The sequence below is a fragment of the Polaribacter sp. P097 genome, assembly GCF_036864555.1.
Taxonomy (GTDB): domain Bacteria; phylum Bacteroidota; class Bacteroidia; order Flavobacteriales; family Flavobacteriaceae; genus Polaribacter.
Genome location: NZ_JAZETJ010000002.1, coordinates 26,615 through 38,548, shown reverse-complemented (window position 1 = coordinate 38,548; position 11,934 = coordinate 26,615). Strand labels below are relative to the sequence as shown.

15 protein-coding genes are annotated in these 11,934 nt (G+C 31.4%); 2 read left to right on the top strand and 13 right to left on the bottom strand.

Features of this window, described 5'->3' with window-relative positions:
- Positions 1-20: 20 nt before the first annotated feature.
- The 3 genes from V7R38_RS07445 to V7R38_RS07435 form a co-directional block, all read right to left on the bottom strand.
- Positions 21-203 carry a CAL67264 family membrane protein gene (locus V7R38_RS07445; protein WP_015480653.1) on the bottom strand — a complete coding sequence of 61 codons (183 nt, stop codon included), beginning with the start codon at positions 201-203 and terminating at the stop codon, positions 21-23.
- A 211-nt stretch (positions 204-414) separates the two neighbouring features.
- Complete coding sequence (locus V7R38_RS07440) at positions 415-1,026, bottom strand: hypothetical protein (RefSeq protein ID WP_334057201.1); 612 nt, start codon at positions 1,024-1,026, stop codon at positions 415-417.
- 70 nt (positions 1,027-1,096) lie between these two features.
- Positions 1,097-3,121: an NADPH-dependent 2,4-dienoyl-CoA reductase gene (locus V7R38_RS07435; RefSeq protein ID WP_334057199.1), complete on the bottom strand. Its 2,025-nt coding sequence runs from the start codon at positions 3,119-3,121 to the stop codon at positions 1,097-1,099.
- A gap of 208 nt (positions 3,122-3,329) precedes the next feature.
- Between V7R38_RS07435 and V7R38_RS07430 the strand changes: the two genes are divergently transcribed.
- Positions 3,330-4,070, top strand: a complete 741-nt coding sequence (locus tag V7R38_RS07430; protein WP_334057196.1) for an SDR family oxidoreductase — start codon at positions 3,330-3,332, stop codon at positions 4,068-4,070.
- Between the two features lie 7 nt (positions 4,071-4,077).
- Positions 4,078-5,463 carry an NAD-dependent succinate-semialdehyde dehydrogenase gene (locus V7R38_RS07425; protein ID WP_334057194.1) on the top strand — a complete coding sequence of 462 codons (1,386 nt, stop codon included), beginning with the start codon at positions 4,078-4,080 and terminating at the stop codon, positions 5,461-5,463.
- Between the two features lie 65 nt (positions 5,464-5,528).
- On the opposite strand, the gene V7R38_RS07420 is transcribed toward V7R38_RS07425, so the two are convergent.
- From V7R38_RS07420 to V7R38_RS07375, 10 genes are all read right to left on the bottom strand, one after another.
- A complete protein-coding gene (locus V7R38_RS07420) occupies positions 5,529-6,236 on the bottom strand; it encodes a pirin family protein (protein ID WP_015480658.1) in 708 nt (235 codons plus the stop codon).
- A gap of 74 nt (positions 6,237-6,310) precedes the next feature.
- Positions 6,311-7,180 (bottom strand): pirin family protein, encoded by an 870-nt coding sequence (locus V7R38_RS07415; RefSeq protein WP_334057191.1) that lies wholly within the window; start codon positions 7,178-7,180, stop codon positions 6,311-6,313.
- Positions 7,177-7,614, bottom strand: coding sequence for a MarR family winged helix-turn-helix transcriptional regulator (locus tag V7R38_RS07410; RefSeq protein WP_334057189.1), 438 nt, complete (start codon positions 7,612-7,614; stop codon positions 7,177-7,179). Before V7R38_RS07410 ends, V7R38_RS07415 begins: the two co-directional genes overlap by 4 nt.
- A 2-nt stretch (positions 7,615-7,616) precedes the next feature.
- A complete protein-coding gene (locus tag V7R38_RS07405; protein WP_334057188.1) occupies positions 7,617-7,865 on the bottom strand; it encodes a glutaredoxin family protein in 249 nt (82 codons plus the stop codon).
- A 63-nt stretch (positions 7,866-7,928) separates the two neighbouring features.
- Positions 7,929-8,465 (bottom strand): NADPH-dependent FMN reductase, encoded by a 537-nt coding sequence (locus tag V7R38_RS07400; RefSeq protein WP_334057186.1) that lies wholly within the window; start codon positions 8,463-8,465, stop codon positions 7,929-7,931.
- Positions 8,466-8,477: 12 nt separating this feature from the next.
- The gene (locus V7R38_RS07395) at positions 8,478-9,062 is read right to left on the bottom strand and encodes an FMN-dependent NADH-azoreductase (RefSeq protein ID WP_334057184.1); all 585 of its coding nucleotides are present in this window, start codon (positions 9,060-9,062) and stop codon (positions 8,478-8,480) included.
- A 78-nt stretch (positions 9,063-9,140) separates the two neighbouring features.
- A complete protein-coding gene (locus tag V7R38_RS07390) occupies positions 9,141-9,542 on the bottom strand; it encodes an OsmC family protein (RefSeq protein ID WP_334057182.1) in 402 nt (133 codons plus the stop codon).
- Positions 9,542-9,898, bottom strand: coding sequence for a DoxX family protein (locus V7R38_RS07385; RefSeq protein WP_015480665.1), 357 nt, complete (start codon positions 9,896-9,898; stop codon positions 9,542-9,544). The genes V7R38_RS07390 and V7R38_RS07385 overlap by 1 nt, the downstream gene beginning before the upstream one ends.
- 97 nt (positions 9,899-9,995) lie before the next feature.
- Complete coding sequence (locus V7R38_RS07380) at positions 9,996-11,684, bottom strand: hypothetical protein (protein WP_334057179.1); 1,689 nt, start codon at positions 11,682-11,684, stop codon at positions 9,996-9,998.
- Positions 11,685-11,741: 57 nt separating this feature from the next.
- Positions 11,742-11,930, bottom strand: a complete 189-nt coding sequence (locus tag V7R38_RS07375; RefSeq protein WP_334057177.1) for a hypothetical protein — start codon at positions 11,928-11,930, stop codon at positions 11,742-11,744.
- Between the last annotated feature and the right edge of the window lie 4 nt (positions 11,931-11,934).

Here is an 11,934-nt window from a genome sequence, read left to right as displayed (position 1 = left end):
TTTTTTTGACGGAAAAAGTCTTAAACTCTTCCCTTTAACGCATTAAAAACCCAAGCTATACAGAAAAAACCGATACCAACTGTAGCAAAACCCCAACCAGCAACATCTTCATATCTATAAGCTCCCATTAAAATTAAAATAACTCCCATTAAAATCATTAAAATAGTAGCCCAACCAAGAACTGTATTTTTGTTCATCGACATAAATCTTTAATTTTTTTGTTAGTTGGCAAATATCGATAATTTATTTCGTTTATTTTAACGTTTTAGTGTCATCAACTAAACATTTTTCTAATAGGTAACGTAAAACTGATGTCAATATATTATTAACATATGTTAAGATTGATATCGATTATTAACTAAAAAAGAGAGCTATTATAGCTCTCTTAATCTTATATTAAAAATTAAATCTTAATTAGAAACCTCTTCTTTGGCCTCCTCTTCTCTGATTTTGGTTATTACTATTCTGATTTCTATTTGGTCGTTTTGGCTTCATATCTTCTTTAATACTTTCTTGATATTTAATCCATTTTTTATCTTGCTTTTCCGATAATACAGCAGCTAATTCTGCATTAAGTGTTTCTTCAAGTACACTAATTTTAGCTCTAATAGGCCTAATAATTTCCCCTACTTTCTCTCTAATATTAGGATTGTTGTTTTGGTTATTGTTCTCAATAGTAACATCTGGTCTGTTGGCTTTTCTAGCAGTTTTCATAATTGCATTCAAATCATCAAAATTTTCTTTGTTGATTAACGCAATTTCTTTAACCTTAAAGTTGTAATTTCTTAGAGACTTTCTGACTTGAGTAGCTACAGCATCATCTTTAATCTTAAGCTTTTTAACAACCTTAGAAATATCATAATAAAAAATACCTGCAACTTCAGAAGCGTCAAAAGCCTTAATTGCTCTAGCCTGTGGTTGACCTGTATTGTTTTGGAGAGATCTACCACCCATTCCTCCTCTTTGTGGGGCTGCTAAACAAATAGATGAAAATAAGATTAGCGTAATAAAAAGTATTTTGTTCATATATCTAAATTAAAATATTATCTATTTAGATGAAAAGAACAACAAAAACTTGCGTCAAAAATTAAACTTATTACAATTTTGCTGCCAATCTTGCTCCTTGGTTAATAGCTCTTTTTGCATCTAATTCACTTGCAAAATCTGCACCACCAATAACATGAATGCTTTTACCCAAATCTAAAAGGGGCTGATATAATTCTTTAAATGGAGTTTGACCTGCACAAATGATAACATTATCTACATTTAAAACTTTTTGCTCTTCATTTTGAGTATAGTGCAAACCTTCATCATCTATTTTATTATAAGCCACTTCACCTATAAATTGAACCTTTTTTTTCTTTAAAGTAGATCTATGAATCCAACCAGTTGTTTTGCCTAAATTACCACCAAATTTACCTTTACTTCTTTTAAACATAAATATTTCTCTTGGTGATTCTTCAAAATCTGGTTTTATTCCTTCTATTCCACTTCTAGATTTTAAGGTTTTGTCTATTCCCCACTCTTTTAACCAAGCATCCACATTTACTGCTGTAGATTCACCTTCATGAGATAAGTATTCAGAAACATCAAAACCAATACCACCAGCGCCTATAACGGCAACTCGTTTACCAACAGGTTTTTTGTGCTTTAACACATCAATATAACTTAAAACTTTAGCATGATTACTTCCTTCAATTTTAAGTTCTCTAGGTTTAATACCTGTTGCTACAACAATCTCATCAAAATCAGATTTTGATAAATCCTCTACAGATACTTTAGTTTCTAATTTCACAGTAACATTATGCAATTCTATTTGCTTTTTAAAATATCTTAAGGTTTCATAAAACTCCTCTTTACCAGGAATTTGTTTTGCCATATTAAATTGACCTCCAATTTCTGAAGCAGCATCAAACAAAATTACATTATGCCCTCTTTCTGCAGCAATAGTTGCAGCAGCCAAACCTGCTGGTCCAGCTCCAATAACAGCAATTTTCTTTTTATTTTCTGTAGGTAAATAATTTAATTCTGTTTCATGACAAGCTCTTGGATTTACCAAACAACTAGCCACTTTTCTTTGAAACACATGATCTAAACAAGCCTGATTACAGCCAATACAAGTATTAATTTCATCGCTCTTTTCTGCTTTTGCCTTGTTAACCCATTCAGGATCTGCTAAAAAAGGCCTTGCCATAGAAATCATATCTGCATGACCTTCTGCCAAAACTTTTTCGGCAGTTTCTGGCATGTTAATTCTATTAGAAGTAATTAAAGGTATTTTAATTTCTTGCTTCATTTTTTTAGTTACCCAAGTAAATGCAGCTCTAGGTACAGAAGTTGCAATGGTTGGAATTCTAGACTCGTGCCAACCAATTCCTGTATTTATAATAGTAGCTCCTGCTGCTTCTATGGCTTTACCTAGTTTTACAATCTCTTCCCAAGAACTTCCTCCTTCTACTAAGTCTAACATAGAAAGTCTGTAAATAATGATGAAGTCTTTACCAACAGCTTCTCTAGTTTGTTTTACTATTTCAACTGGTAATTTCATCCTATTCTCATAATCTCCTCCCCAATCATCAGTTCGTTTATTAGTTCTTTTCGCTATGAATTGATTAATCAAATAGCCTTCAGAGCCCATTATTTCAATACCATCATAGCCAGCTGATTTTGATAGTTTTGCTGAGTTTACAAAATCGTTAATAGTTCTTTTAATGCCAGATTCCCATAATTTAAAAGGTGTAAATGGGGTAATTGGCGATTTTTTAGCTGATGGTGCTACATTAAATGGATGATATCCATACCTACCTGCATGTAAAATCTGCATGCAAATTTTACCTCCTTCTTTATGAACCGCTTTTGTAATTTTCTGATGATGTTTAGCATGTTTCTTGCTAGACATTCTAGCAGAAAACGGACCTGTCCAACCTTGAATATTAGGTGCTATACCTCCTGTTACAATTAATCCTACTCCTCCTCTTGCACGTTCTGCATAATAAGCTGCAATTTTATCTATTCCGTTTTTTTCTTCCTCAAGCCCTGTGTGCATTGACCCCATTAAAACTCTATTCTTTAATGTGGTAAATCCTAAATCTAAAGGTTCAAATATGTGTTTGTACTTCATAGTTTCAAGTTTAATTTTATTATGCATGCATAATACTTTGCAAGATAAGTTTTATTTATGAAAATCAATAATCAGAAAATAAAGATAATTACGAAATGTCAATTTTGTTTAAACTACACTTTTTCATTTCAGCTAAAATCTAAATGGATAACAAACAAGAAATCTTCGAAATTAAATGAAATTTGTAAAGAACAATAAAAATATAATTATGAATTTAAAAGATAAAGTAGCCATTATTACAGGCGCATCAAGTGGAATTGGAGAAGCAACTGCATTAAAACTAGCCAAAGAAGGAGTAAAAGTTGTTTTAACTGCAAGAAGTGAAGACAAATTAAAAGAGCTAGCTCAGAAAATTGAAAATGAAAATGGAACAGCCTTAGTAGTAACTGCTGATGTTACTAAAAGTGACGAGTTTAAAAATGTAGTGAAAAAAACGAAAAGCGAATTTGGAACTGTAAATATTCTTGTGAACAATGCTGGTTTAATGCCTTTGTCTTACATCGAAAAATTTAAAACAGAAGAATGGAACACAATGGTTGATGTAAATATTAAGGGAGTTCTAAATGGTGTGCAAGCTGTTTTACCTACTTTAATTGATAATAAAGGTGGGCATATAATTAACATATCATCTACTGCAGCCTACAAATACTTTCCTGGAGGTGCTGTGTATTGTGCAACCAAAGCAGCTGTGCAAATGTTTTCTGAAGGATTAAGGAAAGAAATCTCAGCAAAACATGGTATTAATGTAACCTCAATAGAACCTGGTGCTGTAGATACTGCATTGTTTGAAACCATTACAGACGAAGACATTAAAGAGGAACTTAAAGACATGAAGAAAATGACAACATTGCAAGCAGAAGACATTGCAAATGCTATTTTCTATGCTGTAAACCAACCAAGTAGAGCTAATATTAATAACATTCACATTTTACCTAGTGAACAACAATAAAAAAACGATGACTAAAGAAAAAACAATAACAACAACAAATCCTGCAACAGGAGAACAACTAGAAACCTATAATTATATTACTGATTCTGAAATGAATACGACAATTGAAAATTGCCATAAAGCATTTTCTGAGTGGAAATTAGAATCTTTAAAAAATAGGGCATCTATAATAGCTGCAATTGGTGAAAAACTAAAAGAACATAAAGATGAATTGGCTGAATTAATGACGAAAGAAATGGGGAAACCATTATCTCAAAGTAATGATGAAGTAGATTTATGTGCAGGTATTTGCAAGTATACAGCAGAAAACGGTCCTGATTCTTTAAAAGAAGAAGAAAGAGAATTATCTAAAGGTGGTAAAGGCATTGTAACGTATTCTCCAATTGGAATTGTTTACGGAATTCAACCTTGGAATTATCCTTCTTATCAAGTAATTAGATATGCAATAGTAAATTTAATGGCAGGTAATGGAGTGTTACTAAAACATGCTTCTAACGTTACAGGTACAGGAGTATTACTAGAAAAAATCTTTGTAGAGGCTGGTTTACCTGAAAATTTATTTAAAACATTACTAATTACTCATGATCAATCAGATGAAGTTATTAAACACAAAGCTGTTAGAGGGGTAACTTTAACTGGTAGTTCTGGTGCAGGTAGAAAAGTTGGGCAAAAAGCAACTGCAGAATTAAAGAAAGTTGTTTTAGAGCTTGGTAGTAATGATGCTTATATAGTTTTAGAGGATGCAGATTTAGAGCTTGCTGTAGAAAAATGTGTTAGAGGTAGAATCTACAATAATGGAGAAACCTGTATTGCTGCAAAACGTTTTGTTGTTGTAGATGCAGTTTATGACGAATTTAAAAATGCTTTTGTTAAGGCAATGAAAGAAGTAAAAGTAGGTAACCCAATGGATGATACTTATGATATGGGACCAATGGCTAGAGAAGATTTAAGAGAAACTTTACACGAACAAGTAGAAGAAAGTGTACAAAAAGGTGCTGAGATTTTATGTGGAGGAAAAATAACAAAAGGTAAAGGTTATTACTATCCTGTTACAGTTTTAGGTAATGTAAAGCCTGGACAGCCTGCATATGATGATGAGCTTTTTGGACCTGTTGCTTCTTTAATAAAGGCAAAAGATACAGAAGATGCTATGAGGATTGCTAATGATAGTAGATTTGGTTTAGGTGGAGGAATCTTTACAAAAGATACTGATAAAGCAAAAAGATTGGCTCAAGACCATTTTGATACTGGAATGATTTTCATCAATTCATTCGGAATTGCAGACCCTGCAATGCCATTTGGAGGTGTTAAAGATTCAGGTTTTGGTAGAGAACATGGAGGATTTGGAATCAAAGAATTTGTAAATGTAAAAGCATTAAACTTTAGTGAATAACATAGGCAAACCAAAAAAAAACGTCTTGAAATTCAAGACGTTTTTTTATTGGATTAAATATCACTTTAATTCATAGGAACATCTATAACTAATAATTTACTAGCTTTAGAAGCAGTTAGTTTTACTTTATCTACACCCTCTATTCCAACAGCATCTCTGCTTGCTAATTTTTCATCTGCTACCTCTACTTCACCATCAATCAAAAAGAAATATGCACCGTTTTTTAAACCGTATTCTGTTGTATAATTTTCGTCCATATCAATCATGTAAATATATCCTTGTTGATTAATTGGTAAAGAACCTTCTATTTGTTTATCTCTAGGTGATACTAAAACTTGAAAACGATTATTACGTTCTTGAATATCAAAAAACTTTTGATTGTAATATGGTTCTACTTCCTGCTTTTCTGGAATAATCCATAATTGAAGAAAATTAGTTTCTTCGGTTTTACTATCGTTAAATTCTGAATGTGTTAAACCAGTTCCTGCACTCATTACCTGTACTTCACCTACTTCTATAGAACGTTGATTGTTCATACTATCTTTATGAGATAAAGCCCCTGAAATTGGTATAGAAATAATCTCCATATTTTTATGAGGATGTGTACCAAAACCCATTTTAGGCTGCACAACATCATCATTTAAAACCCTAAGCATTCCAAAATTCATTCTTTCTGGATTTTGATAACTTGAGAAACTAAATGTATGATGTGATTTTAACCAACCATGATTAGCAAATCCTCTTGTGTTTGCTTTGTGAACTGTTTTTTTCATTTTATTGTAATTTTTGGATTCTTAAAAAATTAGATTTAAAGCATGCTGTAAACCTCTTTTTCTAAAATTCTATATTAATATAAATAGCCCATTTTACCTTGCTGAAAATCACGCATTGCCTCTAAAATTTCGGTTTGTGTATTCATTACATAAGGGCCATATTGTGTTACTTTTTCTTGTATTGGTGCACCTGATAGAACTAATAAATTACTCTTGTCATTTGCCTTTATTGAAACTAAATTACCATCTGTATTAAAGACTACCATTTGCTCTTCTCCTTTTTTCAAGAGGTCTGAATTATTAATTAAAACCTCACCATCTAAAAGGTAAATTAAAGATTGATGATTCTCTGGCAATTCAATTTCAATTTCACCATTTAAATCTGCATTTGCCGTAAAAACATTTACTGATGTTTGTGTTTTTATAGAACCATATTTATCTGCTTGCTTACCAGCAATAATGTTTAATTGTATTTTACCATCCTTAGAAAACACCTTCGGAATTTGATAATCTTCTAGGTGCTGATAATTTGGTGGAATCATTTTATCTTTTGCTGGTAGGTTTAACCATAACTGAATTCCTTCTAAATCCCCACCCTTTTTTACAAATTCTTTGGTAGGTGCTTCAGCATGAATTATCCCTCTACCAGCTGTTGTCCATTGTACACCACCTGCTTTTACAACCATTTCATTTCCTAAAGAATCTCTATGCAATTGTTCTCCTTTAAACAATAAAGTTATCGGCTCAAAACCTCTATGAGGATGAGGACCTAAATCAAATGGATTATTAAATTCAGATATTGCATAAGGTCCATAATGATGCAACAACAAAAAAGGATCAACATTTTCTAAACCATTAGTTGGTAAAGGTTGACGTAATTTTATTGGCCCCATATTTACTAAAGGACTCTCTACTTTTTGTTGGATGCTTTTATAATTTTTCATCGTATTTTATCTAACAGATTGCTAAGCATTTCTGCTTCTTCATCTGATAATTTATCTAAAAAGGATAAATTTTTGTTCTCATCTATTGTTGTTAAAAGTGCTAAACCTTGTTGCGTAATTTTTACATAAACCACTCTTCTATCACTATCACACCTTTCTCTTTCAATCAAATTTTTATCACACAACTTGTCCATTAAACGAGTTGCATTAGGTGCTCTTTCTATCATTCTGTCTTTTACAATTTGCACCTTCATTTTTGCCTTTGCTCCTCTTAAAATTCGCAAAATATTATATTGCTGAGGAGAAATTCCATAAGGTTTAAAAAACTCATTTTCTTGACTATTTAACCAATTAGAGGTATATTTTATATTGATTAGTGCCTTTAATTTGTTGCTTTTAAATGCAGATTTTATGTCTTTAGAAATATCTCCCATAATTAAGCTCTTAATTTTAGATCTTGCATAATCTTATTGAATTCTTCTGTTGTTGGAGTTAAATACACGTTATCATCAACAAATAATGTTGGATATTTTACTACTCCACCATACAACTCCTTGCTATGTTCTCTTGCCTCTGCATCTTTGGCTACATCTTTATAAACATACTTTTCGTCTGTAGAGTTTAAGAAATTTTTAAACGCTACTGTGTAGGAATGTCCTTGTCTGCCATACAATACTATCTTCATATTCTTTTCTTTGGGTTACGCAAAAGCGGATTTTAATCTGTTCTAAATAAATTAAAATAAGCCTTAGCTTAACGATTCTTCAAAATTCTTAACTGCAGTCTGCAATTGTTCTAATAAATCTTCGTCAATGATTTTACCTTCTTTAAAGTTTTCTCCAAAACTTGGTAAAGAAAAAGACACAATACTTTCTGCACCTAAATGAGGAAACTTACTCATACCATCTTGTAAAACTGATTGACCTCCTCTAGCTCCTGGAGATGTTGCCATCAATAAAAGCGGTTTGTTTCTAAATACTTTTACATTAATTCTAGAGCTCCAGTCAAAAATATTTTTAAAGGCTGCAGCATAAGAACCATTATGTTCTGCTAACGAAAGAATAAAACCATCATACTTATCTAACAAACTAGAAAACTTTTCTGCATTGCCAGGAAAACCATTCTCATTTTCTTCATCTTCACTATAGATTGGCATATCATAATCTCTTAAATCTGCCACATCAAATTCTGTTTCTGATAAATTTTCTGCTGCAAAAGTTGCCAATTTCTTATTTATTGAGGTAGAACTTGTACTACCTGCAAATGCTAATATTCTTTTTTTCATAATTATTTTTTTTTAAGCTAATGTTGCTATTTGTTTGTTTGCACTTTCTAATTTGGCTTCACTACTGAACATCAATTGATCTAGTTTTACAAATTCCACATCTGTGATACCTATAAATCCTAAAAAATGCTCAATGTATTTACCTGCAAAATCTATTTCACTTCCCACTTCTGTTCCTCCACTTGAAATTACTATATAGGCCTTCTTATTTTCTAAAAGACCTACAGGCCCTTTATCTCCGTATTTAAAGGTTAATCCTGCTCTTGCAATTAAATCGAAATATGCTTTTAAAGATGCAGGTACAGAGAAATTATAAATTGGTGCGCCTATAACAAGAACGTCTGCCTCTTGCACTTCCTGAACTAGCTCATTCGAAATTGCTAAAGCTTTATTTTGATCTTCTGTTCTTTCTCCTTGTGGAAATAATGCTCCTAAGATAACCTCATCTATAAATGGCAAATCTGAATAGGTAGTATGTCTTGTAACTACAGAAGAACCTTCGTTTTCAGATACTAATTGCTTAACTAACTTCTCTGCAAACATTGAAGATGTTGATGAAGTTTTGTTGCTACTTGAGTTTATATTTAAAATTTTCATAATTGTATAATTTAATTTCTTGTCAAAGATACAATTTATTAATTTATTTTCCAAGGAATATATTTACAAGGGAATTAACTATTTTATTTGAGTATCAATATTCGTTGAACCTTTTACCATTTTTGCAACAGGACATTTACCTGCAATTTCTAATAACCTCGCTCTTTGTTCTTGTGTAACCTCTTTCTCAAAGCTAATTTCTTCCATTAAAGATTTTTTGATTCCTTCTTTGGTAAGCTCTTCTTTTTGAGAAACTACTACATCTATTTTACCTAAATCCCAGCCTTTTCTTTCTGCATACATTCTTAAAGTGATAGATACACAGCCACCTATTGCCGTTAATAAATATTCTACAGGGGTTGGTCCTGTATCTCCTCCACCAGCTTTTATTGGTTCGTCAATAACAGCGAAATGATTTCTCATTTTAGCTTCGGCAAAATATTTCTTTTCTGATAAGGTTACTTTAGATTCTTGTTTCATTAGGCCTTGATTTTTTTCCAACTGAAGTAAGAAGTTAATAAAAGTATAGTGGCTACAAGTGCTCCCATTTGTTCACCATCACCAATCATAAAATGTGCAAAAAATGCAAGTATAAATGCGAAGAAAAAGCCAGAATAAGCCCATTCTTTAATAGCTTTAGAATTAATAAACCAAATTGCAATTAAACCTAAAAGCTTAATCACTCCATAAGGATAAATGATGTAAGTAGGATACCCAAAGTTGGTGAATGCTTCTGCAATTACTTCATGATTAAAAAAGTATTGACTTACTGAGAAAAGCATAAGTAGCGTAAGTAAACCTGTAGCAACGTAATAAATAATTTTTGTGGTTTTCATAATGATTGATTTAAAATTTCATTACAAAATTACAAAAATTAAATTTTATTTACCAAGGAAAATAAATCCAAGGAAATATTTGGAAGTAAAATGATATTTAATTCATTTTTATAGAGTCTATTTGTTTTTGCAAACGTTCTATCTCTTCTAATTTCTTTTGCTGTTTTGACAACAATTGAATTGAGTCTAAAATTTGACGATTTTTTTCTAAAATAGTTTTCTCTTTTTCGAAATATAAATTTTCGTTTTCACTAGTTCTCCAAGCCTCATTCAATTGCATATACAATTCTTCGTTCCATGTACTTGGTTTCTTTGCATTAATCCAAACAACATCTCTATACTCACTATCTACTAGAGCCAAATCTGGAGTGGCTGCACCATCAAATTGTTCTGGGTTATCACTACTGATAGTAGATACTGTACCTAAGAAAAACATGCGTTTCTTTCCTGCAATATTTTTAATATAAGGTCTAAATTCTACAGGTGCATTTGAGTTCCAATCATACTCTTTTTTAGATTCTTTCACTTTTAAAGGCATTGCAGACACACCTGCATAACCTTGTTTTTTAGATGCATGATCGTAAAAATAAAATTGATTTGAACCATCTGCAGGTATAAATACACTGTAACTCAAACTCGTTCTTTCTGCACCAATTGGTTCTAAACCAAACCAATGATACAAACCACTGTAAGCACCCACATTTGTGTCTGTAAAATCAAAATCGGTTACATATGGTTGTTGATTTTGATCTTTTGGAGCAACTGGTATTTTTACAGCACTTTTCATATTCCAAGGCAAAGGATCTGAAAAACCTGCCAAGAATTTTAAACTCTCTGCTTGTAAACGTGATACCTTTTCTGATAATGTATTTTGCTTCGTTAAAAACTGGTAGTCTTTCATTTTTTCTGGAGCTATGAAAGTACCTTTACCAATGGTAATTCTCTCTAAATAATCAGTGAAATTATGTTCTCCATTTTCTACAATCATTACTCCACCAAAAGTTGGATAAGGAAAGAAAAAACCATTCCATTTAATTAAACTTACCACTTGCACCCAAGCTCCTTTATCATTTTTCATATAAAAGGTATCACTTGGTTCGTAGTTAAAAAGCATCCAGGGATTAAATCTTTGCACTACTGCATTGTAGGTATTTCTGCTAAATCTTAATGATTCTCCAATTGAAAAAGTTACAGGGATTCTATTTTCTGAAGAAAATCTTGGAAAAGGTGTTGTACTTGAAACTGAGAATATTTCTTCTGTATTGTCTTTAATTCCTTGCCAATAATACTTTTCTGTTGGTTGAATAGCCATTGTCCATTGATTAGAATCATCTACTCGAACCAAATGAGGTAAAGAAACATCTTTTGTTTCACCTACAGATTCATTGGCCATCGAAAAAATGTTTCTTAAAGGTTGAATTCTTTCGTTCTGCGTTAATGGTAATTCTACAATTTCTATCCTGTTTAAATCGTTAAAAACATTGTAAGTTTTGATGTAATTATACATACCTAAAGAAATACCTACATAATACAAAGCCCCAAAAAACACTATCATTAAACCTAAAATACCTAACCTAGAACCTGTGCTTGCTGTCTTTCTGAATTTTCTAATTCCTAAAAAAAGCACTGAACCACAAAGTATTATAATGAATATAAATTTTCTGAAGAATAATAAAGCTGGTTGATAATCATCTCTCAAAAAAAACAATAAACCTAAAATAATAACTAGTAAGAGAATTATATTTCTCTTTTGTTTTGAACCTTTGTTCCAATATGATTTTATCATGTGTATGTGTATATGTATGAAGTTGAATTGCCGAAATTCTTAGTTTCTTAATCCAATTTATATTTTATCTTTTCTAGTTCTATTTACATAAATAATACTACCTGCATTTGAGATAAGGATACAAAGTAATATAAAATGAGGGGTAAGATTTTTCCATGTAAAAAATTCATTAAAATTTGTAAACGGAATTAAACCTAACAAACCAATGATTGAAAATACTACAAGTATGTACCTAACTTTCTGCATAATC

What these genes read in the sequence shown, in the direction of transcription:
- V7R38_RS07385 (WP_015480665.1), bottom strand. Translation starts at nt 9,898, where the DNA reads ATGAAAACCACAAAAATTATTTATTACGTTGCTACAGGTTTACTTACG.
- V7R38_RS07445 (WP_015480653.1), bottom strand. Translation starts at nt 203, where the DNA reads ATGTCGATGAACAAAAATACAGTTCTTGGTTGGGCTACTATTTTAATG.
- V7R38_RS07395 (WP_334057184.1), bottom strand. Translation starts at nt 9,062, where the DNA reads ATGAAAATTTTAAATATAAACTCAAGTAGCAACAAAACTTCATCAACA.
- V7R38_RS07415 (WP_334057191.1), bottom strand. Translation starts at nt 7,180, where the DNA reads ATGAAAAATTATAAAAGCATCCAACAAAAAGTAGAGAGTCCTTTAGTA.
- V7R38_RS07405 (WP_334057188.1), bottom strand. Translation starts at nt 7,865, where the DNA reads ATGAAGATAGTATTGTATGGCAGACAAGGACATTCCTACACAGTAGCG.
- V7R38_RS07400 (WP_334057186.1), bottom strand. Translation starts at nt 8,465, where the DNA reads ATGAAAAAAAGAATATTAGCATTTGCAGGTAGTACAAGTTCTACCTCA.
- V7R38_RS07410 (WP_334057189.1), bottom strand. Translation starts at nt 7,614, where the DNA reads ATGGGAGATATTTCTAAAGACATAAAATCTGCATTTAAAAGCAACAAA.
- V7R38_RS07425 (WP_334057194.1), top strand. Translation starts at nt 4,078, where the DNA reads ATGACTAAAGAAAAAACAATAACAACAACAAATCCTGCAACAGGAGAA.
- V7R38_RS07435 (WP_334057199.1), bottom strand. Translation starts at nt 3,121, where the DNA reads ATGAAGTACAAACACATATTTGAACCTTTAGATTTAGGATTTACCACA.
- V7R38_RS07390 (WP_334057182.1), bottom strand. Translation starts at nt 9,542, where the DNA reads ATGAAACAAGAATCTAAAGTAACCTTATCAGAAAAGAAATATTTTGCC.
- V7R38_RS07375 (WP_334057177.1), bottom strand. Translation starts at nt 11,930, where the DNA reads ATGCAGAAAGTTAGGTACATACTTGTAGTATTTTCAATCATTGGTTTG.
- V7R38_RS07430 (WP_334057196.1), top strand. Translation starts at nt 3,330, where the DNA reads ATGAATTTAAAAGATAAAGTAGCCATTATTACAGGCGCATCAAGTGGA.
- V7R38_RS07380 (WP_334057179.1), bottom strand. Translation starts at nt 11,684, where the DNA reads ATGATAAAATCATATTGGAACAAAGGTTCAAAACAAAAGAGAAATATA.
- V7R38_RS07420 (WP_015480658.1), bottom strand. Translation starts at nt 6,236, where the DNA reads ATGAAAAAAACAGTTCACAAAGCAAACACAAGAGGATTTGCTAATCAT.
- V7R38_RS07440 (WP_334057201.1), bottom strand. Translation starts at nt 1,026, where the DNA reads ATGAACAAAATACTTTTTATTACGCTAATCTTATTTTCATCTATTTGT.